The organism is Methanothermobacter sp. THM-1, from assembly GCF_009914355.1.
Lineage (GTDB): Archaea > Methanobacteriota > Methanobacteria > Methanobacteriales > Methanothermobacteraceae > Methanothermobacter > Methanothermobacter wolfei.
In genome coordinates, this window is record NZ_CP044013.1 from 1470818 (window position 1) to 1495683 (window position 24866).

28 protein-coding genes are annotated in these 24866 nt (G+C 50.1%); 17 read left to right on the plus strand and 11 right to left on the minus strand.

The annotated features are described in order from the left end of the window. Positions 1-4 precede the first annotated feature (4 nt). Entirely contained in the window at positions 5-691 is a 687-nt protein-coding gene (locus FZP57_RS07650) for a hypothetical protein (RefSeq protein ID WP_074359458.1), read from the minus strand. Between the two features lie 183 nt (positions 692-874). Between FZP57_RS07650 and FZP57_RS07655 the strand changes: the two genes are divergently transcribed. From FZP57_RS07655 to cofG, 7 genes are all read left to right on the plus strand, one after another. Next, a complete protein-coding gene (locus tag FZP57_RS07655; protein WP_191216175.1) occupies positions 875-1552 on the plus strand; it encodes a DUF4013 domain-containing protein in 678 nt (225 codons plus the stop codon). A gap of 164 nt (positions 1553-1716) precedes the next feature. Then, positions 1717-2190: an Lrp/AsnC family transcriptional regulator gene (locus tag FZP57_RS07660; RefSeq protein ID WP_370518319.1), complete on the plus strand. Its 474-nt coding sequence runs from the start codon at positions 1717-1719 to the stop codon at positions 2188-2190. A gap of 33 nt (positions 2191-2223) precedes the next feature. Then, positions 2224-3219, plus strand: coding sequence for a histone deacetylase family protein (locus FZP57_RS07665; RefSeq protein WP_074359460.1), 996 nt, complete (start codon positions 2224-2226; stop codon positions 3217-3219). Between the two features lie 24 nt (positions 3220-3243). Further along, positions 3244-3912, plus strand: a complete 669-nt coding sequence (locus FZP57_RS07670) for a DUF2100 domain-containing protein (RefSeq protein WP_074359461.1) — start codon at positions 3244-3246, stop codon at positions 3910-3912. Positions 3913-4110: 198 nt separating this feature from the next. Further along, the gene (gene mptA, locus FZP57_RS07675) at positions 4111-5064 is read left to right on the plus strand and encodes a GTP cyclohydrolase MptA (RefSeq protein ID WP_074359462.1); all 954 of its coding nucleotides are present in this window, start codon (positions 4111-4113) and stop codon (positions 5062-5064) included. A gap of 4 nt (positions 5065-5068) precedes the next feature. Beyond that, entirely contained in the window at positions 5069-5509 is a 441-nt protein-coding gene (locus FZP57_RS07680; protein ID WP_191216177.1) for a DUF2120 domain-containing protein, read from the plus strand. A 13-nt stretch (positions 5510-5522) separates the two neighbouring features. Further along, positions 5523-6596: a 7,8-didemethyl-8-hydroxy-5-deazariboflavin synthase CofG gene (cofG, locus tag FZP57_RS07685; protein WP_191216178.1), complete on the plus strand. Its 1074-nt coding sequence runs from the start codon at positions 5523-5525 to the stop codon at positions 6594-6596. On the opposite strand, the gene FZP57_RS07690 is transcribed toward cofG, so the two are convergent. Further along, entirely contained in the window at positions 6589-7203 is a 615-nt protein-coding gene (locus tag FZP57_RS07690) for a DUF429 domain-containing protein (protein ID WP_074359464.1), read from the minus strand. The two genes, cofG and FZP57_RS07690, sit on opposite strands and share 8 nt — an antisense overlap. Before the next feature lie 128 nt (positions 7204-7331). Next, positions 7332-8027: a class I SAM-dependent methyltransferase family protein gene (locus FZP57_RS07695; protein ID WP_191216179.1), complete on the minus strand. Its 696-nt coding sequence runs from the start codon at positions 8025-8027 to the stop codon at positions 7332-7334. 143 nt (positions 8028-8170) lie between these two features. On the opposite strand from FZP57_RS07695, the gene FZP57_RS07700 reads away from it, so the two are divergent. From FZP57_RS07700 to comE, 7 genes are all read left to right on the plus strand, one after another. Next, a complete protein-coding gene (locus FZP57_RS07700) occupies positions 8171-9262 on the plus strand; it encodes a formate--phosphoribosylaminoimidazolecarboxamide ligase (protein ID WP_191216180.1) in 1092 nt (363 codons plus the stop codon). Positions 9263-9428: 166 nt separating this feature from the next. Beyond that, positions 9429-10061 carry an archaeal proteasome endopeptidase complex subunit beta gene (gene psmB, locus FZP57_RS07705; RefSeq protein WP_191216181.1) on the plus strand — a complete coding sequence of 211 codons (633 nt, stop codon included), beginning with the start codon at positions 9429-9431 and terminating at the stop codon, positions 10059-10061. Positions 10062-10132: 71 nt separating this feature from the next. Further along, positions 10133-12043: a beta-CASP ribonuclease aCPSF1 gene (locus FZP57_RS07710; protein WP_191216182.1), complete on the plus strand. Its 1911-nt coding sequence runs from the start codon at positions 10133-10135 to the stop codon at positions 12041-12043. Between the two features lie 42 nt (positions 12044-12085). Further along, the gene (gene purM / locus FZP57_RS07715; protein ID WP_191216183.1) at positions 12086-13102 is read left to right on the plus strand and encodes a phosphoribosylformylglycinamidine cyclo-ligase; all 1017 of its coding nucleotides are present in this window, start codon (positions 12086-12088) and stop codon (positions 13100-13102) included. A 12-nt stretch (positions 13103-13114) separates the two neighbouring features. Further along, positions 13115-14140: an L-sulfolactate dehydrogenase gene (gene comC / locus FZP57_RS07720; protein WP_191216184.1), complete on the plus strand. Its 1026-nt coding sequence runs from the start codon at positions 13115-13117 to the stop codon at positions 14138-14140. Continuing rightward, a complete protein-coding gene (gene comD, locus FZP57_RS07725; RefSeq protein WP_074359471.1) occupies positions 14137-14634 on the plus strand; it encodes a sulfopyruvate decarboxylase subunit alpha in 498 nt (165 codons plus the stop codon). The genes comC and comD overlap by 4 nt, the downstream gene beginning before the upstream one ends. Before the next feature lie 5 nt (positions 14635-14639). Next, positions 14640-15182 (plus strand): sulfopyruvate decarboxylase subunit beta, encoded by a 543-nt coding sequence (gene comE, locus FZP57_RS07730; RefSeq protein WP_074359472.1) that lies wholly within the window; start codon positions 14640-14642, stop codon positions 15180-15182. A 176-nt stretch (positions 15183-15358) separates the two neighbouring features. Here the strand turns inward: comE and polB1 are convergent, their stop codons facing one another. Beyond that, positions 15359-17128, minus strand: coding sequence for a DNA polymerase PolB subunit 1 (polB1, locus tag FZP57_RS07735; RefSeq protein WP_074359822.1), 1770 nt, complete (start codon positions 17126-17128; stop codon positions 15359-15361). Between the two features lie 107 nt (positions 17129-17235). Here polB1 and FZP57_RS07740 point away from each other — a divergent pair, with 107 nt between their 5' ends. After that, entirely contained in the window at positions 17236-17442 is a 207-nt protein-coding gene (locus FZP57_RS07740) for a hypothetical protein (protein ID WP_191216185.1), read from the plus strand. 287 nt (positions 17443-17729) lie between these two features. Here FZP57_RS07740 and FZP57_RS07745 read toward each other — a convergent pair whose 3' ends face one another. From FZP57_RS07745 to FZP57_RS07755, 3 genes are all read right to left on the minus strand, one after another. Further along, a complete protein-coding gene (locus tag FZP57_RS07745; RefSeq protein ID WP_238337896.1) occupies positions 17730-18743 on the minus strand; it encodes an AI-2E family transporter in 1014 nt (337 codons plus the stop codon). Between the two features lie 71 nt (positions 18744-18814). After that, positions 18815-19615, minus strand: coding sequence for a dihydroorotate dehydrogenase electron transfer subunit (locus FZP57_RS07750; RefSeq protein ID WP_084531282.1), 801 nt, complete (start codon positions 19613-19615; stop codon positions 18815-18817). Between the two features lie 3 nt (positions 19616-19618). Continuing rightward, positions 19619-20521, minus strand: a complete 903-nt coding sequence (locus FZP57_RS07755; RefSeq protein WP_191216186.1) for a dihydroorotate dehydrogenase — start codon at positions 20519-20521, stop codon at positions 19619-19621. 55 nt (positions 20522-20576) lie between these two features. Between FZP57_RS07755 and FZP57_RS07760 the strand changes: the two genes are divergently transcribed. After that, on the plus strand, positions 20577-21701 hold the full coding sequence (locus tag FZP57_RS07760; RefSeq protein ID WP_074359477.1) for an NOP5/NOP56 family protein: 1125 nt from the start codon (positions 20577-20579) through the stop codon (positions 21699-21701). 11 nt (positions 21702-21712) lie between these two features. Continuing rightward, positions 21713-22402, plus strand: coding sequence for a fibrillarin-like rRNA/tRNA 2'-O-methyltransferase (locus tag FZP57_RS07765; RefSeq protein WP_370518320.1), 690 nt, complete (start codon positions 21713-21715; stop codon positions 22400-22402). A gap of 306 nt (positions 22403-22708) precedes the next feature. Here the strand turns inward: FZP57_RS07765 and FZP57_RS07770 are convergent, their stop codons facing one another. The 4 genes from FZP57_RS07770 to FZP57_RS07785 form a co-directional block, all read right to left on the minus strand. Beyond that, entirely contained in the window at positions 22709-23404 is a 696-nt protein-coding gene (locus FZP57_RS07770) for a pseudomurein-binding repeat-containing protein (protein ID WP_202879458.1), read from the minus strand. Positions 23405-23410: 6 nt separating this feature from the next. Further along, a complete protein-coding gene (locus FZP57_RS07775) occupies positions 23411-24004 on the minus strand; it encodes a hypothetical protein (RefSeq protein WP_202879459.1) in 594 nt (197 codons plus the stop codon). 62 nt (positions 24005-24066) lie between these two features. Beyond that, a complete protein-coding gene (locus FZP57_RS07780) occupies positions 24067-24684 on the minus strand; it encodes a hypothetical protein (protein WP_202879460.1) in 618 nt (205 codons plus the stop codon). A gap of 1 nt (position 24685) precedes the next feature. Next, positions 24686-24838, minus strand: a complete 153-nt coding sequence (locus FZP57_RS07785; protein ID WP_191216189.1) for a hypothetical protein — start codon at positions 24836-24838, stop codon at positions 24686-24688. Positions 24839-24866: the final 28 nt, after the last annotated feature.

Consider the following 24866-nt stretch of genomic DNA (forward strand, 5'->3'; position numbering starts at 1 on the left):
GTGTCTACTCATAGTTGAGCATGTTGTGGTTGTAGTAGTACTGGAGTGCCCTGGCATTTTTAAGTTCAAAGTTCCTGTAGGGGTTCTTGAGGTAGGGGAAGATTATCCCCTTTATAACGTAGAAGTAGGCGGCGATGGGCCCGTACTCCTCCCTGGCAATCTTATAGTAAAGTGGGAAACCGCAGCCCTGGTTTACAATAACATCGCCCTGCCTCACGGTGCCATGGTATACCATGGGTATGGGGTCTGTCTGGCCATGCTCGGCAGCCCTCTCCTTTATATATTGAAGGGCCTCGTCAAGGGTCCTGAACTCCCTGCCATCTGAGCGGTAGGTCCATTTGTCATCTGGAACACCGTATATCCCCTCCTGCCAGACCTCAGTCCAGTTTATACCAGGCGTGTACTGATTCTTCTCAACGTAGGCCAGTTCAAGGATGTAAACATCTCCCTCCATGTAGCACCTGTAATTTGAGCTTCCGCCGTAATGGACAACTAGTATGCATGGGGACCCCTCCTCCCTTGCATACTCTGCAAGGAGCTTTGAATGTATGTGGCCCGGGTACATGTCAGGGTTGGCGATCTTAACAAAGGCCAGTCTCCCCAGGGGCTCGAAGTCCCCTGCTGTGCTGGTGAAGTAGAAATAGCTGCCTGCAAGAATTATGATTACAAGTATAAGTGCGCCCTTATTCATCCATTACACCCGCTTCATCACATTTATAAACATCCATGATCAGTATGCATCACCTGCAAGTCACTTCTGGAAATGTTACCGTCCTCCTAGGGATTAATATCATATGTCCAGTTAAGATAAAGCAGTTTTATATAGTGGGATTTATATATTTTTAGTTGCGGATGACTCCGCGGAGGTGTAAAATTGGATATAGGAGAAATTGTGAATGATGCCATAAGGTATCCCTCCAGTGACTGGAAGAAGGTGATAATACTTGGCCTTCTCTTTTTGATCAGTTTTCTGATAATACCCATCTTCCTGGCCACTGGTTACGGGTTCAGGGCCCTTAAGGCATCAATAGCAGGTTTTGATGAGCTCCCTGAATTCGATGAATGGGGAGAGATGTTTGTTGATGGACTCAAGGTATTCGTTGTGCAGATAGTCTACATGATTGTGCCAATGATAATAATAATTGCGGGTGTATTCGGTTCCCTTTCAATGGTATCACCGGACACCGGAATGATAACAAATCCCACAGCCTTCACAGGCCTCCTTGGCGGTACAGTGATAATAGGCGTCATACTTGCAATAATCCTTGGTCTTATAGAAACAATTGCAATTGCCCACATGGCCTACAATGACAGCGAACTTGGAGCAGCCTTCAGGTTCGGTGAAATCCTTGACGTCATATCCCAGATCGGATGGGTTGACTACATCATATGGTACATCGTTGTCGGGATAATAGCCGCTGTCATCGGATTCGTTGGAAGCTTTATCAGCGCCATCCCGGTTATAGGTGCAATCATAGTGGTCCTCATAATAACTCCGTACATTGTACTGTTCTGGAACCGGGCCCTTGCACTCAGATACGCCTACGAATAATAACCCCCAATTTTTTAATTTTTTCTAAACATTTATAAGGGAACAGACACCAAGCATATAAGAGTTAACATCTTCTTCTAAATCAGAATACATGAAATGACCTATCCTTTGAAAAAATTTATAATACAAACAATACAAGTATACATTGTTTAGTGGTGATTCCTATGGATGATGAAGTCGTCAAAATTGATGATATTGACAGGAAAATAATAGATCTGCTTAATGAGGATGGAAGGATGTCCTACAGGAACATCTCAAGGATACTTGATGTTTCGGTGGGGACCGTCCACAACAGGGTTGAAAAGCTCGTCCAGAAGGGTGTTATAAAGAAGTTCGTACCTATCATAGACCATTCAAAGCTCGGTTACAAGTTAACGGCCATAATCGGTGTTAAGGTTAAGGGCGGTGCCCTCAGAAACTGGGAGACAAGGACCGCCTACCACAAGAACGTCCTTGCAGTCTATGATGTTACAGGGGAATTCGATGCCATACTTATAGGGAAGTTCAAGGACACCAGTGAACTTGACAGCTTCATAAAGGGCCTCCTCAGTGAGGGTGACGTCCAGAGGACCTACACCCAGACCGTCCTCAACATCGTGAAGGAGGATATGACCTCCTCAAAGATGATAGGCGATTAGTTATTTATCCCACAATGCAGATAATTATCTCTGATGAAGATCATCCACTCAGCCACCTATGACCTCCACAACAGGGAGGATCACGTTGAAAACAGGGGGAGGACCCGCGCAATAATCGATGCCATAGGGGCCTCCGACCTGGAAGTCGAGTTCATGGAGCCGCGGATCGCCGGCATCCATGAGATCCAGATGGTCCACAGCAGCAGACACGTGGAGTACCTTGAGGTCTTCTCTGGTAGCGGTGGTGGCTGGCTTGACTACGACACCTACATGACCCCCGACACCTTCAACGTTGCAAGACTCGCTGCAGGGGGCGCCATGGTGGCTGCAGAGGAGTCCCTCAATGGCGGGTGGTCATATTCTGTGGCAAGGCCACCCGGACATCATGCATGCTACGACCGCTCCATGGGGTTCTGCATATTCAACAACCTGGCAGTTGCCATTGAACACTGCCGCCAGAACCATGGAGTCTCAGGATTCCTTGTCCTTGACTTCGATGTCCACCATGGAAACGGGACCTCAAGCATATTCTACCATGACCCGGAGGTCATGTACATCTCAATACACCAGGACCCCAGGACCCTCTTCCCAGGGACTGGATTCGTGGCTGAAACCGGTGAAGGTGCGGGCGAGGGCTTCAACCTTAACATCCCCGTGCCCCCAGGGTCAGGTAACGATGAGTACATCTGGATACTTGGTGAAATCCTCCCCGAGGTCATCAGGAAAATCAGACCCCTGATGATATTCGTATCCGCGGGTTTTGATGCCCACAGGAGCGATCCTTTAGCCTCTGTGGAGGTTGATGAACTTTTCTTCTCATGGATCGGCTGGTTCCTTCACCGGACAGGAGCGCCTGGCGCCGTGGTCCTTGAGGGTGGCTATGATCCCGTGGCCCTTGGAAAATCAAATGTATCATTCCTGAGGGCCCTTGAAGGTGAGGAACCTGAAGGATACTCCCCAGACCCCCAAGGAGTCCACGAGATATTCAGAGAACTGCAGGACACATTCTCACCCTTCTTCAGCTTCTAGTTAAATTGATCTGTGGTGTCTTATATGGATAAAATTAGGTTCAAGCAGGCTGAAAAACTCATAAAAGAATCATGCAGAAACATTAAAAGAGTAATCACTCCTGGAGAGCCGGGTGACGGGACCATAAACACTGAAAAGTTCCAGGAAGCCATGAACATGCTGATTGAAGCCGAGGAATACATATACCTCAGCCTCCCATCACATGAGCTCAGGGGTGATGATGCTGCTGATTTCTGCCATAAACTCCTATCTGCAAGGAATGCAATCGACCATATGCTTGCAGATTTCGGTGTCCTTGAAAGGGAGGATCCCTCTGAAAGGATACGGGAGATATCAGGGGGTAAACTTATAATAGTCAACAACAGCTCAGTGAAGAAACTCCTTGTAAAGAGCGGTGCTGAAGCACAGAACATAATAGTTGCAGGCGCCCCCCTTTCAATTGAGGATATGCGCAGAATAAACCCCAAAATCCCTGAAGGAGCCCTTAAGGGTATAGAGAAGAAGATCGAACACCTCAAACATGATATAGAAAGAAAACTTGAATCCCTTGAAAGGGTTATCGTCCTTGGTGAGGATGATAAGAGCACAAGACTCCTTGCAGAGAGGGCCGGGGAACTCTACGGTGCCGATGCAAGGTTAAGGGAAAACATCAAGGACTCAACCCCTGAGGAGATCCTGGAAATGCTCTCCTAGGTTCATGGTACGGTGCAGCCACGGATCCTGGAAATCCCCCCTTTCCATATCCTCTTCTATGGGATAACTGCACCTGATCTGATATTTAACAACCCCCCAGGGTATGGTAATACCCTCCGGACAAGTATATAAACAAGTTCCCACTATTATACTTAAAACTGACTAACCACGGTCATTTATTATTATGGGGTGTAAAATTTGGGCTTAGTTTGTTTTCCAGATACACAGGACAATATACCTAGCATCCCCGTTCACCTTACAAGGGTGGGTGTTACAGGTGTTAAGAAGCTCCTGAAGATAGAAAGGGATAATAGAAGACCCATAATCCTTCTACCAACATTTGATGCGTTCGTCGACCTTCCGAGCAGGCAGAGGGGGATTCACATGTCAAGGAACCCCGAGGCCATAAGCGATGTCCTCGAGGAGGTCGTTGAAAACAGTGCCCTTGAACTGGAGTCACTCTGCGCAGAGATCGTCAACAGACTCCTCAATAAGCACAGGTACGCCCGTCGGGCTGAGGTCAGCATGAAGAGCGACTTCATGTTCATGAAGAAATCCCCTGTCACCGGAAGGAAGAGCCAGGAGATGACCAAGATCATGGCAGACGCCATCGGGTACCGTGATGATGACGGGATAATGATACGTAAGATGATCGGTGCAGAGGTCGTCGGGATGACCGTATGCCCATGTGCACAGGAATCTGTCAAGGAAACCTCCAGGCAGAAGCTCATGGAGTTCCTTGATGAGGAAACCGTTGAGAGGGTGCTTGACTGTGTCTCCTTCGCATCCCACAACCAGCGTGGCCGTGGAATGATCATGATAGAGGTCCCTGAGGATCAGACCATAAGGGCCGAGAACCTTATAAGGATCATAGAGGATTCCATGAGCTCACCGGTATATGAACTCCTCAAAAGACCGGATGAGAATGCTGTTGTTGTTAATGCCCATGAGAATCCCATGTTCGTTGAGGACTGTGTCCGTAACATGGTCCACAGGATAGTCAGTGAATACCCCCATCTGCCGGATGACACCATAGTAACCGTGAGGCAGATAAATGAGGAGAGCATACACAGACACAATGCCTTCGCAGAGAAGGTCGCCACCATGGGAGAGCTCCGCTACGAGATAGAGGAACTCAACAACAGGAGTTGATACCATGATGAAGCTTCACAGAACAGCCGGAGAAATCATGGGCTACCTTGAAGCATTTGAGGGCTCAAGACCCGCCCTCGATGCCAGCGATATACTTATCGTAAGGGGAATGTCCAGGAAACGAATAGGATCAGATAATATGGGTGAGGAACTGGACAGGCTCCTGGAACACCTTGATGCCACTGAAATAGATCTTTTCTCAGATGAAGGCGCTGCCCTCATCGGTTTAATGGATGAACAGATACGTTCATGTGTTGAGGTTGGAACCGAAACAGATATCGGGGGCATACACCGCCTGAAGGAGTCCCTTGAGGATATGAATTTCGCCGTGGAGTACCGTCTCTTCACCACCGGTGATACAGGGCTCTTTATTGTTCTCTACAGGGACAGGAGCGGTGTGGGGCCCTGCTTCGTTGAGGTTGTGGTCTCGGATATAGGTGAATAATTAGGGTGCCTCCATGGTCTTCTCAAAGGAAGAACTTGTGGGTCTGCTCTCAGCCGGGGGCTGCCATATCCTCGACCTCATGAAGAGGGCCTGCAGTCCGGGGAGGGTGACCTACTCAAGGAATATCTTCATACCCATCACCAGGGCATGCCGCAACAGGTGCGGTTACTGCACCTTCAGGTCCGACACCCCTGACCCCCCTTTAATGAGCCCTGAACTTATAATCCAGGAACTTAAAGGTGCCCGCAGAGCCGGATGCACCGAGGCCCTCTTCGCCTTCGGAGAGGAGGCCCACCAGTTCCCTGCTGTCAGGGAGGAGCTTGAAGGGATGGGTTTTAATGACATGGTGGACTACACATGTCATGTCTGCAGGATGACCCTTGAGGAGACGGGTCTCCTGCCCCATACAAATATGGGGGTCCTGTCCTACAGGGACCTTAAAAGGCTGAGGGAGGTTAACGCCTCCATGGGCCTCATGCTTGAGTCATCAAGTCCCAGACTCATGTATACAGATGCCCACAGGGAAAGCCCCGGGAAGGACCCTGAACTGAGGCTCAGGACAATCAGGGATGCCGGTCGTCTCAGGATACCCTTCACCACAGGCATACTTGTGGGTATAGGTGAGACCGTTGAGGAGAGGGCCGACTCCCTCCTGGAGCTCAGGCGCATCCAGGACAGGTACGGGCATATACAGGAGATAATCATACAGAACTTCAGGTCAAAGGAGGGCATACCCATGGAGAACCATCCGGAGCCCCCACTCCTTGACATGGTAAGGATGGTTGCGGTTACAAGTCTCCTCTTCCCTGATGTGAGCGTCCAGGTCCCCCCCAACCTCAACAGGGAAACAGGGGAGGTGTTCCTCCTTGCAGGTGCAGATGACTGGGGGGGTGTTTCACCGGTGGGCAGGGACCATGTGAACCCTGAGGCTCCCTGGCCCGGCATTGAGGAGCTTAGAAGGGTTACCGAGTCGGCTGGCTTCGTCCTTGAGGAGAGGCTTCCAGTGTACAGGAGGTTCATCTCTGAGGAGTTCCTGAGCCCCCTTGTCCTTGATAAGATAAATGAACTCTACAAGGACCTCATTTAGTGCCAGTGGATTGATCCCTGAAGATTACATCCTTAAGGCGTGCCTCCGGGGCGGGGAGGATTATTGTCCCCTCATCAGGGTCTCCAAGTTCAATATAACGGCCCCTCATGTAAAAGAGGGCCACTGCTGCGGCTATGAGCGCATCCATCCTGTGTCTGTTAAGTTCTCCAGGGTTAAATGTTTCCCTGAGTTCCCCTGTGATGTTCCGCATCCTCCTCACGGTTCCGGCGTGGGTTTCTATGACCTTCACCTCACCCTCAAGTCTTTTTCTGAGTTCAATTCCCCTGAGTGTGAGTTCCTTCATCCCCCTCCATGTGAGTGGCAGGACCCCTCCATACCTCCTGGCCTCCATGTCCGAGCGTCTGAAGTGGCCATACCTGCTGCATCCACAGTCCCTTTCAAGGCAGCACCTCCCCCATGGTAGTGAAAGGGGAGCGTCCACCGCCACCACCCCTGCGCCCATGACAGCATCGGTTATCTCATCCAATGTGAATAAACCAGATGTGTGGAGTTTCAGGCCTTCTATTACGGCAAATCCTGTTTCATTCTCTTCTCCTGCTGCAAGGTCAACCCCTGCAACTCTGAAGTCATCCACCGCTACAGCCATCCTCCAGTCCCTCTGAAAATCATTATATGAACCTCATCTGTGCAGCTGTCCAAGCAGATGTGGCTACCGTGGCCCCCCTGAAAATCATTATATGAACCTCATCCTATCCTGGCATCCAGTACCACATGCTAGACCCCAGGAGAGTACTTCTTGATGGTCCTCCTGTCCAATAGTTTAACCCTCCTTGGGTGCGCGGCCCTCTCTATCCTCCTCAGGGGCCTTGAAAATTTCATGGTCTCTGGCACCGTTTCATGGTAGTGTAAAACACCCCCATCAACCAGGCACTCCATGGCAGCCTCAAGGTAATGGTGGGTTGTGCCCACGTAGCCCATTATAACCCTGTCCACCTCCAGCTCCGGGGCCATCTCCCTGCAGTCCCCCAGGACGGGTTCCACCACATCCTCAACACCGTTAAGGACAATGTTATCCCTGAGGTACCTGAAGGATTCCGGGTTTATCTCTATGGAGTAGACCCTCAGGGGGTTTGCATGGACAGCCACTGGTATTGAGAAGTACTCTATCCCTGCAAACATGTCAACAACGGTCTCACCGTCCTCCACGAGTTGGGGTATGCGGGCCCTTTCATTGATGTTCCCCCGCGACCACATAACCTTCGAGAGGTCAATCCTGAAAAGGCAGCCGTTCTCCCTGTGAAGGGTCTCGGTGCCGCTCCCTGCAAGTACACGCACCGTTGGCCTCCTCATGGGTCCCTGGATGCCATCTACACAGACAACGCTCCGGACACCCGGGATTTTAAGGAACTTGGAAGGTTCATCCACTTCCCGGTTAACAACTACGATGTCACCTATCCTTGACCATTTCATGTTCATCCACTTTTAAGCGTGATTTTGAAAAATGGAGGATATAGTTACTCTTTTGATTTAAATATTTAATGCCTTCTCTTGAAGGCAAAAAAAATATAATTAGGGTTATGCAGAGTAATTGTATAAATAAAAGGGGATTCTTTATGAGTAAGGTAAAAAGAGACGAGATACTGGGCATCCTGGATGGGTACGATAAGGAAGAGCTGACCATTGCAACACTTGGCAGCCACACCTCCATGCACATCCTGCACGGAGCAAAAAAAGAGGGTTTCAGAACTGCTGTTGTCTGTGAAAAGGGACGTGAAGTACCATATCAGCGCTTCAGGGTTGCTGATGAATTCATAATGGTGGACAGGTTCAGCGACATAGTAAACGAGGACATACAGGAGAAACTGAGATCAATGAACAGCATAATAGTGCCCCACGGGTCATTTGTAGCCTATGCGGGTCTTGATCACATTGAAAATGATTTCTATGTCCCCATGTTCGGTAACAGGGATATACTACGCTGGGAATCAGAAAGGGAACTTGAAAGAAAACTTCTTACAGAGGCTGAGATAAGGATACCTATGAAGTTTAAGGATCCCGAAGATATCGACAGGCCAGTTATGGTAAAATTCCCAGGCGCTAGGGGTGGTCGCGGTTACTTCGTGGCCTCAAGCACCGAGGAGTTCAATGAGAAGATCGACTCAATGATGGAAAGGGGCTGGATAACCGAGGACGACATCAAGGATGCCCACATCGAGGAGTATGTTTCAGGTACAAACTTCTGCATTCACTACTTCTACTCAATCATGAATGATGAAGTGGAACTCATGGGTATGGACAGCCGTTTCGAATCAAACATAGACGGCCTTGTCAGGATCCCGGCAAGGGACCAGCTTGAGATAAACCTTGACCCATCCTATGTGATAACAGGTAACCACCCGGTTGCAATGAGGGAGTCACTGCTGCCCCAGGTATTTGACATGGGCGATAACATGGTTGAAGCAGCCGAAAAACTGGTGCCTCCAGGCATGAACGGTCCATTCTGTCTCCAGACAATGTGCACAGACAACCTTGAAATCGTGACCTTCGAGATAAGCGCACGGTCAGATGGAGGTACAAACACCTTCATGCATGGTTCAACCTACAGCTGCCTCCTCCATGGTGAAGGTATGAGTATGGGCCGGCGTGTTGCAAGGGAGATCAAGGTTGCCGCAGAGAATGACAAGCTCCCTGAAATCATAACCTGATTACCTATTTTTTTTACATCATCAAATCGCAAAGTTTAATAAGGACCTCTGCGTTATATTGATACCAGAAGTTTTAAAGTCCCTTAAAGGCAACCCTTTATATACAGGCCGGGGACAATTATAAAATAAGAACTGGTTTTTTATTATTTTTACTCGAGGTGTATTCATGAACGATAAAAAGACACTGAAAGGCACTACAACTGTTGGCATAACATGCAGGGATGGAGTTGTTTTTGCCACAGAAAGAAGGGCCAGCATGGGCAACCTCATAGCCCATAAAACCGCAGACAAAATTTTCAGGATAGATGAACACATAGCGGCTACAATCGCAGGATCAGTGGCCGATGCCCAGAGCCTTATGAAGTACCTCAAGGCAGAGGCAGCCCTCTACAGGATGAGGAATTCTGAAAGGATAAGCATAGAAGCAGCGGCTGCCCTTGCGTCCAACATACTGCACTCATCACGCTTCTATCCATTCATCGTCCAGACCCTCCTGGGAGGGGTTGATGACAAAGGAGCCAAGATATACTCCCTTGACCCATCAGGCGGCATGATACCCGATAAGTTCGTGTCAACAGGTTCAGGCTCACCCATCGCCTACGGTGTCCTCGAGGACCGCTACACAGAAGACCTCTACGTTGATGAGGGAGTGGATATCGCAATAAGGGCCATCAAGTCTGCGATGGAAAGGGATACATACTCTGGAAACGGTATACTCGTGGCCACCGTGACAGAGGAGGAAGGCTTCAGGATGATCACTGAAGAGGAAATCCAGAAAAGGATTGAAGACCTCAACTGATTTTTCTTTATTTTCATATAATCAGTAAACAAGTCGTTTACTGACACCCCCTATTTTTTAGAAGTGATTTTATGGTTTCAGAGATGCTTGAAGAAATCAAAAGGACGATAATACAGAGACTTCCTGAAAGGGTCCAGGTAGCCAAGGTGGAATTTGAGGGGCCCGAGGTGGTTATCTGCACAAAGAACCCTGAAATAATAACCGAGAACGGCAACCTCATAAGGGATATTGCGAAGGACATACGGAAGAGGATAATCATAAGATCCGACAGGTCAGTCCTCATGGATCCTGAGAAGACCATAAAGAAGATCCATGAGATAGTCCCTGAAGAGGCCAAGATCACCAACATATCCTTCGATGATGTGACCTGTGAGGTTATAATAGAGGCCCGTAAACCAGGCCTCGTTATAGGTAAATACGGGTCAACATCAAGGGAAATAGTTAAGAACACTGGATGGGCCCCGAAGATACTCAGGACACCGCCGATATCATCCGAGATAATCCAGAGAATCCGCAGAACACTCAGAAAGAACAGCAAGGAGCGTAAGAAGATCCTGCAGCAGCTTGGAAGCAAGATACACCAGAAGCCCAAGTATGACAACGACTGGGCAAGGCTGACTGCCATGGGAGGGTTCAGGGAGGTGGGCAGATCCTGCCTCTACCTCCAGACCCCCAACAGCAGGGTGCTCCTTGACTGCGGTGTTAACGTTGCAGGTGGAGACGATAAGAACTCATACCCATTCCTCAACGTCCCCGAGTTCACACTGGACAGCCTTGACGCTGTTATAATCACCCATGCACACCTTGACCATTCAGGGTTCCTGCCCTACCTCTACCACTACGGCTACGATGGACCCGTCTACTGCACGGCACCGACAAGGGACCTCATGACACTGCTGCAGCTGGACCACATAGACATAGCACACCGTGAGGACGAACCCCTCCCCTTCAACGTGAAACACGTGAAGAAGAGCGTCAAGCACACCATAACCCTTGACTACGGTGAGGTAACCGACATAGCACCCGATATAAGGCTCACACTCCACAATGCAGGCCACATACTTGGCTCTGCAATGGCCCACCTCCACATAGGTGATGGACAGCACAACATGGTCTACACAGGGGACTTCAAGTACGAGCAGAGCAGGCTCCTTGAACCCGCAGCCAACAGGTTCCCGAGACTTGAAACCCTGGTGATGGAGAGCACCTACGGGGGACACGATGATGTCCAGCCCTCAAGGAACCATGCAGAGAAGGAGCTCATTAAAACCATCTACTCCACCCTCAAAAGGGGTGGTAAGATCCTCATACCCGTCTTTGCCGTTGGAAGGGCCCAGGAACTCATGATAGTCCTTGAGGAATACATAAGGACGGGTATAATAGATAATGTCCCTGTCTACATCGATGGTATGATCTGGGAGGCCAACGCCATCCACACGGCAAGGCCCGAGTACCTGAGTAAGGATCTGAGGGATCAGATATTCCATATGGGACACAACCCCTTCATCTCCGACATATTCCACAAGGTCAACGGTATGGATGAGCGCAGGGAGATAGTGGAGGGTGAACCATCAATAATCCTCTCAACCTCAGGTATGCTGACAGGTGGAAACTCCCTGGAGTACTTCAAGTGGCTGTGTGAGGACCCTGACAACTCCCTGGTCTTCGTGGGATACCAGGCCGAGGGGTCCCTGGGTAGGAGGATACAGAAGGGATGGAAGGAGATCCCCCTCAAGGATGAGGATGATAAGATGAGGGTCTACAATGTCAGGATGAACATTAAGACCATCGAGGGGTTCAGCGGTCACTCAGACAGGAGGCAGCTCATGGAATACGTCAAGAGGATATCACCCAAACCCGAGAAGATACTCATATGCCACGGTGACAACTACAAGACCCTTGACCTTGCCTCAAGCATATACAGGGCCTACCGTATAGAGACAAAGACGCCCCTCAACCTTGAGACGGTCCGTATACAGTGAGCTATTTAGATAACCTCAGACTATCATTATCTTGGTGATTGAATGGTAACCTATTCTGAATCTGGAGTGGACATAGACCTTGAGGAGCTGACGGTCCGCCGTTTAACCTCAAGGCTCGCCGGAACACTCAAACACTGTGACGTTATTACCGGAACAGGGCACTTCGCCGCCCTTGTAAGGATGGGGGATGTGGCCATTGCAATGAGCACCGACGGTGTTGGGAGCAAGATCCTCGTGGCTGAGATGATGAACCGCTACGATACCGTGGGGATAGACTGCATTGCAATGGTGGTCAATGACATCCTCTGTGTCGGTGCCAGGCCCGCCGCCCTCGTCGACTACCTTGCAGTCGAACACCCCGACCCTGAGGTGGCCGATGAGATAGGCCATGGCCTTGCAAGGGGTGCTGATATGGCACGTATCGCAGTAATCGGTGGGGAGACAGCATCCCTCCCGGGTATAGTAAGGAATTTTGACCTTGCAGCCACGGGTATCGGATTCGTTGATACGGATAAAATCATAACAGGGGAAAGGATAACCCCGGGGGACGCTGTTATAGGTATTGAAAGCAGCGGGATACACAGTAACGGCCTTAGCCTTGCAAGGAAGGTCTTCTTTGAGGAACTGGAACTATCACCCCATGACAGCCTCCCTGGCTCCGATGTTACGGTTGGGGATGCGCTCCTCAAACCCACAAGGATCTATGTGGAGCCCGTCATGGAGCTCATTGACTCGGGTGTCGGTGTGAATGGACTCGCCCATATTACAGGCGGGGGATTCAGCAATCTTAAGAGGCTTAAAAAGGAGGTGGGGTATCGCCTTGACATGCTCCCTGAGCCTCAGCACATCTTCAGGGTGATGCATGATTCAGGTGTCCCCATCGAGGAGATGTACCGTGTATTCAACATGGGTGTTGGTTTCTGCGCCATCGTAGGGAAGGATGAAGCAGACCATGCCGTTGATGTTCTGGGTGACCGTGCACACGTCATAGGAGAGGTCACAGACAAAGCCTCCAGTGTGGACATCACAGCCTACACAGGAGAATCAATAAGACTTTAGGAGTTGGTTTCTATGAGGATAAGCGCTGAAGATGAAGTTAAAATCATAAAGGAGATACTCATGGCCATGGAGGTCCCTGAGGAGAGCGCCGCCATCGTTGCAGATGTTACACTTGATGCCGATCTTAAGGGATTCAGCTCCCACGGGATAGGAAGGTTCCCCCAGTACGTTGAGGGTTTGCGTTACGGGACCATAAAGAGGGATGATGAGATTGCCGTTGAAAGGGAAACAGAATCAACCGCCATCATCAACGGGAACCACCTCTTCGGCCACGTGGTTGCATACAGGGCCATGGAAATTGCAATAGAAAAGGCAGGATCCACAGGGGTCGGCCTCGTGGGTGTCCATGACTCCAACCACTTCGGTGTTGCCGGCTACTACTCGGACATGGCGGTGATGAATGACATGATAGGCGTTGTGATAGCAAACACGGAGCCAGCTGTGGCGCCAGTAGGAGGTAAGACACCCATACTCGGAACAAACCCCGTCACCATAGGTATACCCTCAGATAAGCACTACGTATCTGTTGACATGGCAACATCCGCATCTGCAAGGGGCAAGCTCCTTGAAGCCGCCAGGAAGGGTGAAAGCATACCTGAAAACGTGGCCCTTGATGCTGACGGGAAGCCCACAACAGACCCTGAAATGGCGCTTAAGGGATCCATACTGCCCTTCGGGGGGCATAAGGGGTACGCATTATCCTTCATGATAGAGATACTTGCAGGGCCCCTTGTGGGGGCCGCCTTCGGAGCAGGGGTTAAGGGCACAGCCAATCCCAGGGAGATGTGCACCAAGGGAGATCTCATGATGGCCATAGACCCCTCAAAGATGGGGGATGTTGATGAATTCAAATCCAGTGTGGATGCATTCATAGAGGAGGTTAAGTCCTCCGGCGACGTCCTCATACCCGGGGACATCGAGGCCATGAACATCAAAAGGAGGCGAGAGGAGGGTATTGAGATCGATGAGAAACTCCTTGAAAGCCTCACAAGCATCGCCAAGGACCTTAACCTTGACCTTGAAATCAAGGGGCTATGAAATTGGATAGCAGTGACGCCGTCTACATGGGCATGAAGGATGCCGGTATAGACTTCGCCGTCAGCGTCCCCTGCGTCAACCTTAAAGGGGTCCTTGAGATGGTGGATGATGACCCTGAAATCATGCACATCCCCGTGACAAGGGAGGAGGAGGGCTTCGGTGTTGCTGCAGGCGCATACATGGCCGGTAAAACCACTGCGATACTGATGCAGAACTCCGGCCTCGGTAACTCGGTCAATGTCCTTGCATCACTCTACAGTCTCTACAGGATACCCATAACCATGGTGGTGAGCCACAGGGGTACCGAGGGGGAGTTCATGGAAGCCCAGGTCCCCATGGGAAGGGCCACTGAGGGCATCCTTGAGATCCTCGGGATACCCTTCAGGGCCCCTGAAACCCCCGATGATGCCAGGAAGGCCATTAAGGAATTAACAGATGATTCCCTGAAGATGAGGAGGCCCTCAGCCGTCCTTTTAAAGATTTCATACTGGTGATGCCGATGCTTGAGAGAATCGAAGCCATAAAGAGGATCGTTGAGGTCCTTGATGATGAACTCGTTGTATGCAACCTGGGATTCCCATCAAGGGAACTCTACAGTGTCAAGGATTCGGGGACCCACTTCTACATGCTTGGATCCATGGGAATGGCCTCCTCCATTGGACTCGGACTTGCCCTCACACAGGAGCGCAGGGTTGTTGTCCTTGACGGTGACGGGTCCATCCTCATGAACTTGGGGGGCCTTGTAACCGCTGCAGGTCAGGCCCCCGGGAACCTCATAATAGTCCTCCTTGACAATAAATGCTATGCCACAACAGGGTCCCAGTGCACATACGCTGACACCATAGACCTTGGAGGTGTTGCCAGGGCCATGGGTTTCAGGGTTATCCGTTTTGATGAGGAACTGGACTTCACCAGGGCCCTTGAAGCCACAGGCCCCCTTTTCGTTCATGTACCCGTAAAGCCAAGGAACGCCGATGTCCCTGTCATCGACATGAGCGCCGTGGAGATAATTGAAAGGTTCATGGCTGAAGTCAGGGGTTGAATTATTTCCCTTTACTGAGGGCCTGGAATTATCTCAGCATTCAATCATGCTAAGTCCATCCATTCATTACATATGCTGTTCCTCAGACATCTGGATCAGCCCGACCTCAACCACCTTCCTTACAAGTGCAGCACGACCCTCAGACATAAATCCTGATAAGCCGAGGAAATCCACAGTTATGACTTCCTGCCTGTGTAGGTGGCGTAGAATCCGTCCGTGTCAGCATAAACCGTGTGGAAGCCGAAGTCCTCAGCCATCCTTATGGTTCTTTTAATGTAGTCCCTACCCCATGCTGTTATGGCCTCGGCGCATTCCATCGAGTACCATCTGAACCTTGAGTAACCGTAAACACCGTACATGGTATTTGCAAGTCTCTTGAGGGCTTCCTGCTGGACGTTCAGGAGTTTCTTCTCCACAGGGTCCTTTGAGCGTTTCATTTCACCCTTAACCCTCACCCTCTCTGAGAGGATCTCGCCTATAACGGATGGTATGAATCCCCTGGGCTCCTTAAGGAAGCGGTACCCGTATTCAGGCGCCACATGGCAGTCGCATTCAGGGTCGGTGGTGAGGGTGTCAGGGGATATGTTCTTTGAGATTATGATGCTCGGGTAGAGGCTCCTGAAGTCGAACTGGACTATGTTCTCATGGAGGCCCTTCTCAGGCTCCTTAACATAACCCCCAACAGCCCTCCTCCCCCTCCTCTCTGAGAACTCTGACTGTGATGGCTTGTTGGGTACCAGTTCACCGTACTGGTGGGCCTTCCTTACAAGGAACCATTCCGCCTGCTGCCCCGTCGCCATCCTTGATATGTCAAAGAGGGGCTGGCCAACCACACGGGTGAGTTCCATGTTAAGGGGGAGTATCTTCTCTGCGATACGGTAGGTTGCGGTGACATCATCCAGGGAGTACCTGAATAGTTCGTCCCTGAGGTCATCACGGTCCCAGTACTCCCAGAGTCTATCGCCCGGGAGGTCGAATTTTTCTTCACCGAAGAGTTCACGGTATACCCGCTCAAGGGTGTAGCGGTCAAGGTTCATGTACCTCCTCATTACAGGGTAGAGGTCCACGTGCACCGTGCCCCTGATGGCTGTTGAGTTTGCAAATCCCCTCCTCATGGTCCTTATCCCTGAACCATCCCATCCAGGGTTGAGGTCAACCCCCAGTATCTCAGCCCTCCTTGATATGTAGGGAAAGTCGAAGTTGTCGGAGTTGTAGCCCACTAGGATGTCGGGCTTCTCCTCCCTTATGATCTCTGCGAATCTCCTGATTATCTCCGCCTCATCATCAACCACCTCAACATAGTCGAGGTGATCCCCCCTGGTTGATATTACCCTGCTGAAGTCCCTTCCAGCCACTCCGATCATTATTATCTCATCCTCCTCGGGACTGGGCATCCCGTGGGGGTTCCTGGCCTCGATGTCAAAGCTCAGGATGTCAAGTTCATGGGTCCCCTGGCCCGTTGATGAGACCTCCCCGGTTATCTCAACCAGTTTAACGTCGTCTGCCTCAACCAATGGTGCCGATTCCCTCACTTCCCCCTGGAATTCCAGCTCGGACATTGGGAAGATGGATTTGTCGATGAGATATCTCCTGTAGAAGGGTATGTCATGTTCCCTTATGTCCCTGACAGAGTCCAGGTTCCTTATCCTGTCCCTGAGTTTAGGCACCTCTGAGGGGTGGCTGAATTCAGCCCTGATTACAGGGGTCATCCTTCCAAGGTCCCTCATCTCCAGGACCTCCATCTTCCCTATCCCTAGCTCCTCAAGTTCCCTGATGCATGAGTCGGTATCATGTGGTAATACGTAGATGTAGGGTCTGAAGGAAGTGTCAAATGCTATTATGGGCTCATTGTCACCTGATTTGTCCTTTCCAAAGAGTCTTATAACGGGCTTCTCATCACATGTTACGTAGTCGATGTCAAGAAGCACCATCCTGTAAGTTTCCATGTTCATTAATCTTGTTTTGGAGGCCTAATAACTGTTCCTTCAGATGATTCATGATCACGTGACATCTGGGGATCTTTATTTAACCAATAGATGAAATTTATACTGACATGGAAAATTTAGCGAATCAGGAAGCAGGAACTAAATGGATGAGAATAGGGACCTTACTAACTTTCAACCCCACGGAACAGATAATTGGAGCTGGTTTTAAAGCACTTATAGACCAAAATAAACTCATCATAAGACAAAATGAATTATTACTTCGAGAACTTAGAAAACTAAATGAAACTCTAAGGAAAAAAGAGCAAAAAGAGTAATAAAAAGAAAGAATTGTTTTTACTGTTGGGTATCAGTCCCTTTAGTACAGTTCCGATGCAGTTCTAACACCAGCACCCATTGAACTTCGTTATTCGGGCCTATATAACGAATATAAATGGAATTCTTTAGGATGATTCTGAAATAAGGCCGGACCCATGATTCATAACTTTGGACCGGCAGGGAACATCAGGGATTAATAGTTTAAAGGATACGCATATAGGATTCCAAACAAAAAATTAAATGCATCAATTAAAAATCAGCCCCCCAGGCATTCCTAAAAATTATTTTATTCTTTCCCTGAGTCCGTCCGGTAGGCCTCAAGGGCGGCGTAGGCGAGTCCCAGGACCAGTGGCCCCACAATGAACCCTGCAACCCCCCAGACCAGGGGGCCTCCAAGGAATCCCACAAGGAATATCATGGGGTGTATATCCGCATACTTACCTGAAAGTTTAGGCCTAAGGTAGATGTCAACGGTGCTCAGGAAAAACCCGAATATAAGGACGAGGACCGCCCTCAGGATGTTCCCTGTGATGATATCATAGGCTGCCAGGGGAGTGTAGGCCGCCCATGGCCCTATAACAGGTATTAGCTGGAAAAGCCCGGTTATTATACCCAGGAGTATCGCATATGGGTAACCAAGGATGTAGAACCCGGCGGCGGCCATTAAACCTATCAGGAGGGCTGTTAAGAAGTGGCCGTAGAAGATGCTCATGAGGACCCTCTCGGTTTCAGCCGCCATCCTCTTCATGAAGGGCCTGCTCTTCTCCGGGAGGACCGACCTCAGGTATCCTGTGAGCCTCTCACCATCCCTTGCAAAGTAGAAGGTCGATGAGAAGAATATGAAGAGCTGGAGGGCTATCATGGGGAGTGACTGTATGATATCAACCGCATAGTTGACCGAACCCCTGAGGATGTCCGTTAGGAAACCCTTCAGGGCCCCCAGAGTGCTCCCTGCAGATGGCTGGAACTCCCTGGGAACCCCTGAGAGGATCCCTGTAACGTCAATGTTCCCTGCGAGTGAAGCCAGGGCCGGTGCCGAGTTTATTATGGAGTCAACCGTGAAGACGATGATGCCGATGAGTGGCATCATAACCACCATCATGGCAAGGATTATGGACACCGAAAGGTAGGGTATCCTCCTGTTAATCCTCAGGGCCACAGGCCTTACAATGTATGCAAAGACGGCTCCAAGGAATAGCATGGTCCAGATGGGGTATATGATTACTGCTGAGAGGAGGATCAGGACAAGGACCAGGAAGGATGCCGATGTCACCGTTCCCCTGATTTTCTCTATCATCATTTCACCCTTCAGCTGAAGATCCTTCTTCTAAACTGATGCATGGAAGGGCATCTACCATAGGTATTCTCCACCTAAAGTGGTATCCTCCTACCAGCAGAATCCCTCCTGTAGCTTCCAAACTCCCTTAACATTGAAAGTTCATGCCCCCAGAAGACCGGTCCCTCGGCGCAGACCCTCCAGCCTGTATCATCAAGGCAGCACTGGCCGCAGATACCCACGGCGCACTTCATGTACCTCTCGAGGGAGAACTGGGCCGGGACCCCCATCTCATCAAGGACCCCCTTCACATGGTACATCATGGGTTCGGGTCCGCAGACCGCCGCCATGTCATACGACCCCCCCATGTCCCTGAGCCTTTCATGTGCAAAGCCCTTGAATCCGCATGACCCGTCATCCGTGCATGTGTAGACCCTGACCCCTGCATCCTTAAGTCTCCCTGTGAATAGGAGCTCATCGGCTGTCCTTGCAGCGACAAGGGCTGAGACCTTCATCCCGTTATCTGTAGCCTCATCTGCAAGGGCTGATAGGGGCGCCATACCTATCCCCCCGCCTACCAGGAGGATACTGCTACCTGTGAGTTCGAATCCCCTCCCATAGGGGCCCCTCAGTCCCAGGAGGTCTCCCTCGCTCAGGCCATGGACTTCCCCTGTGAACTCACCGACCCTCCTCACCGAGATGCCTATCTCACCCCTCACCTCATCGATGAGTGAGACCGACATTGGCTTCTCATCACTGAAGTTCCACACCATCATGAACTGGCCGGGCCTCAAATCCGACCGGAAGTCCCAGTCGAATATGAATGTCTTCACCGAATCAGACTCATCTATTATCCTTTTAATCTCAAGAACCTCTGGAACGTTCACACTACCCACTCCCTAGTCATGTGCCAGTCCAACCATCTCATCTATGGAGGAGAATCCCTCCTCATGCATGAACCTTTTAAGTCCCCTGCAGATGTTCCTGAATATCACTGGTCCGGAGTACATTATGGCTGTGCCGACCTGGAAGGCCGATGCGCCTGCAAACAGGAATTCCACGGCGTCCCTGTAATCCCTGATACCCCCCACGCCCATGATGGGAATATCAACCGCCCTGTAGACATCATAGACGCACCTTACCGCCACGGGTTTTATCGCCGGACCGGACATTCCCCCGACGGCGTTGGAGAGGACTGGTCTTGCTGTCTTTATATCTATCCTCATGCCGGGTCCCAGGGAGTTTATCAGGGTCAGGGCATCTGAACCTGCCTCCTGGGCCCTCAAAGCCACCTCCACTATGTCCGTGACGTTGGGTGTGAGTTTGGTTGACACAGGGACATCAATGGCGTCCTTAACTGCAGAGACAACCCTGAAGGTCAGTTCAGGGTCCTGGCCTATTGAGGCCCCGCAACCGGACATGGCATGGGGGCAGGATACATTGAGTTCAATCATGTCCACGTATTCCTCTATCCTTGATGAGACCTCCTGGAACTCCTCAGGGGACGCCCCGTATATGGATGCTATAAGGGGGACGTCATCCTCAACTGCCCTGAGTTCATCCAGGAAATTATCGACTCCAGGGTTTGAGAGTCCTATGGCGTTTATGATGCCTCCTGTAACCTCAACGGTTGTCGGGTTTTTATATCCTGTGTTGGGTTCCAGTGAGAAGGATTTGGTGACAACCGCGCCTGCACCTGAACGGTAAACCCTGTTAAGGGATGAGGCCATGCTCCCCATGACTCCAGCAGCCAGTATGGCTGGATTTCGAAGTTCAATATTACATATCCTTGTCTTCAGCATGAAAAAACACCCTCAGTAAAATTATTTATACTCATTACCTATAGATGTAACCCCCATGAAGTGTTACCTTACAGCCTGTGTTGCCGGTTTCATTGCCTTCAGTGAAGATCTGAAGATTATAGATTATGAACTTTTCCCGGAGGATGAGATACCCGGGAGGCTCATGGAGTCTCAGAGGGGCTCTCTCCTCCCTGAAGAGAAGAAGATCCTTGAAAGGCTGAGCAGGGAATACGATGAGGTGGTGGTTGAGGCCCCCGAATCCCCTGGCCCCAGGGAATTCCAGGGTGTGAGCTTCAGTGCACCCAGCAGGGCCGGTGCCTACCTGAGGGAGCACCTTGACACGGTCCTCAGGGAGATAACCGGAAGGGACCCCTCCAAGCTCATACACGCTTCCCTGCTATCCCTGACCCTTGAAAAAGTGAGGGAGTCCCTGAGTGAATCTGATAAGTTCATCATCCAAGCGATAAGTGCCCTTGATGAGCTTGACGAGGAGATAGGGAAGCTCATTGACCGCCTGAGGGAGTGGTACTCCCTTCATTTCCCTGAACTTGACACTGTGAAGAGCCATGAACAGTATGTCCAGCTCATCGCTGAGTACGGTGACAGGGACAGCATACTTGAGAACTTCAGGATGGATGTTGACGGGAGCATAGGGTCTGATGTGAGCCGGGAGGACCTCCATGTATTCAGGGGACTGGCAGAGAACATAATAAACCTCCAGAAGCTGAGGGATGAGACCGAAGCCTACATTGACCTTAAAATGGAGAAGATGGCCCCTAACCTCAGGGCCCTTGCAGGGTCCAATGTGGGCGCCCGGCTGATCGCCCATGCAGGGGGTCTCAGGGAACTTGCAATGCTCCCCTCATCAACTATACAGATCCTGGGGGCTGAGAAGGCACTCTTCAGGCACCTTAAGTCCCGTGCAAATCCCCCGAAGCATGGTGTGATCTTCCAGCACCCCTCAATACGTTCATCTCCATGGTGGATACGCGGGAAGGTTGCAAGGCTCCTGGCGGGTAAGATAGCCCTTGCAGTGAGGAAGGATGTTTTCAGTCAGGAGTTCGATGAATCCCTGGTCCAAGAATTCAATGAAAGGTTTGAGATGATAAAAAAACAGCACCCCATGCCTCCGGTTAAAAGGAAGGGGAGGCAGGGAAGGTCCCGTGCCAGGCGGGGTTGAAAAATTCCTGGATGAACTCAGGACAGGTTGATATGATGAAGCATGTGAAGGGTATGGATGGAGTTTTCATCATGAGGGATTCCCTTGTGACGGTTAACCTGACCCCGGGAGTCAGGGTTTACGGTGAGAAGCTCATTGAGTGGGGTGGCTCCGAGTACAGGGTCTGGGATCCCCGGAGATCAAAGATGGCCGCCGCGGTGCTCAATGGACTCAGGGGCTTTCAGCTGAACCCGGAGTCAAGGGTCCTCTACCTGGGTGCATCTGCAGGTACAACAGCCTCCCATATATCCGATATTGTTACCATGGGGAGGGTCTACTGTGTTGAGTTCTCACCCAGGATGATGAGGGAACTCATTGAGGTCTGCAGGGTGAGGGGGAATATGGTCCCCCTCCTTGAGGATGCCTCAAGGCCCCTAGATTATATGAGGATGGTTGAGAATGCCGACCTTGTCTACTGTGACGTTGCACAGCCGGACCAGACAGGCCTCTTCATCAGGAACATGGACTGTTTCCTGAAGGATGATGGTTATGGTTTGATCATGGTAAAGGCCAGGAGCATAGATGTTACAAGGAGCCCTAGGAAGATCTTCCGTGAGGAGGCCGGGAAACTCCGGGATTCAGGGTTCAGGATAATAGACCAGGTGGGTCTAAAGCCCTATGAAAAGGACCATATGGCTATTCTGGTCCAGAGAAGTGTTTAGGAAATTATGATATTTCCTGAGAAATTTTTAATAATAAAATTAAACAAGAAAGTTTAATTTTCCCTTCAAATTTTCGTACTGATACTTATAGAAAGTAATATATTCAATGCAATCACAACAACACATGCATGTCTCTGCCACAAACAATATCTCTTCTTATTTATTTTTTTATGCTCATACCCCCAATCCTCACCCTACTCCTAGGTCTCCCCGGAGTAATCGCGGGGATAATCCTTGCAATCCTTGTAAAAAGAAGAAAACAAACAAGGGTTTCAGAGGCCCATGCGAAAGTACACGCGTAAATAATCACTTGTCATAAACAGGACCCACTATCCCCCAACCAAGATGTTGGATACCCCTACTACAGCAGGGGGCCCCCAAGGGCCGGCCCGTCTTGGTGGCGCTGACATAGTCCCAGACTGTCCACCGTTCAGGGGGGAGACTGACGCTGGCCAATTCCTTCCCCGCGACGCGGAGGAAGTAATGCCCATACCACTTGTTGTCGTTACATTTAACTTTAACGTGTTCTATGCGGACTGAATAGCCGAGTCCCTCGATAACTGGCTTGAAAAGTTGACAGGCGTCGGTGCAATTGATCCCATCAGTCACCATCTTTTTAAGGGCTTCCCTGTTTGGTGTTTGGTCATTATAGTAGAATTTGTACTTACATCTCCTTGAGACGAGAGTGTAAAGCTGTGTGGCTGTTTTGAATTCACCGAGAACCCTGCGCATCTCCCTGACCTCCTCAGGCACGGGTGGTTCAGGGGGAGTCACGTATACTATCCTTGGCTCCCTTCGGTTTTCTTCAAGGAACTGATTATATCTCTTGCACATGTCTTTGAAGGTTTCTAACGATACGCTTGGGCCCCCACCTGAGTAGATGAACACTACCCTGGGTTCTCTCCCATTAAACTCCTTGAAGCGGTTGTACCTGCTTAACATGTCTTTAAATTGGGTTATGGATACATACTCTGGAGTGTTCTTATTTTTCTTTAACTCCATGAAGGATCACCAACCATAAACAGCCACCTTGCCGGTTAAAGTCCCATCACGCGATTTAATGTAGATTGAATCAACAGTAGAGGTTAAATCGTTCCAACTGCCAATCTGCACCCCCCAAAACATGAAATCCTCACAAATCATCCTGTTATCATTCACAGCAACCCTCGTCATTCCAGGTTTCAAGGTGATCAATACATGCCCAACGTTCATCGCTATCTCGTTAGCTGCTCCTCGGATGCGGGCGAAGAATGGATACTCAAAGGGCCATGTATAGTTCCGGCCATGGCCCATGCTAGTGTTGTTAATATAGTGCATGATGCTGCTATAGTTCGACTTGTTATCATCATTGTTAAAGAGTATTCTGAAATGGCCCTCACCAGCGGACCATGTAACCCTCACCGCGTACTCGAGTTTAAGCACGTCTAAATCGGTTGGCACCTGGAAATTAAAGGAATTAATTGGCTCCTCAAAGTTGTAAAGCTTGAGGAGGCGCCAGTGACTACTGCTGCCACCTCCACCTCCATCTCCACCACCCGAGCTACCCGAACCCCCACCCGAGCTTATTCCCAGAAACTCCAAGAGGGCGTCCCTATCAATCACATGCGGGTCCTGATTCCAATCGCCAGAAGTCACACTCCCACTGATCTTCCGACTGTGCCATATCATAAACTATGCACCCTCCAAACCAGTTGATCCACATACCCGTTACTTGGGATGATAAGTGAAAGTGTTGGTTTGTTCACAAAGTTGGTTGATTTCACATATTTCCCCGTCACTATCCTAACCCCTGAATCACTGTACACGGTACATGCCATTGTCAGTGAGGCGCCTCGAAGGTACCCCTCCAACCTGCCCCCTATCAAGGCATTGCCTTCAGATAATGAATCAGGAAGAAGGAATAGGGGGAGGCCGGGGCCACTCGTAGACCCATAACTTGGCCCCGAGGCAGAAAGAAGGAAATATGACCCAGAATACCTCGACTCAGTACTATCACTATCCACCCGCAGATAAACAGGAGCATCATTCGAATCCGTCCTCTTTCCCTGACATTTTAACTCAATGAGGAACTCTGAGGGGAGACTCGTATGAGTATAATTCATATTGACAGTGTACTCACCACTTATCGCCGTCTCAGACCCCGCCCCCGTCCGGGGGATCTGCAGACAATACTGGGACATGAAGACATCCATATCTTCAATGGCATGTTCATCATTCCAATCATCACCAGTCACCTGATGCTCCTGAGAAGCAACAGCCTTATGATACACTCTGAAAACCAAACTAACACCCCACACTCACCTTCTTCACACTATCCCAATACTGGGACATGAAGACATCCATATCTTCAATGGCATGTTCATCATTCCAGTCATCACCAGTCACCTGGTGCTCCTGTGATGCAACCTTCTTATGATATACTCTAAACACCATCACTTCACACTCCCCATTTCTATCTCCTACC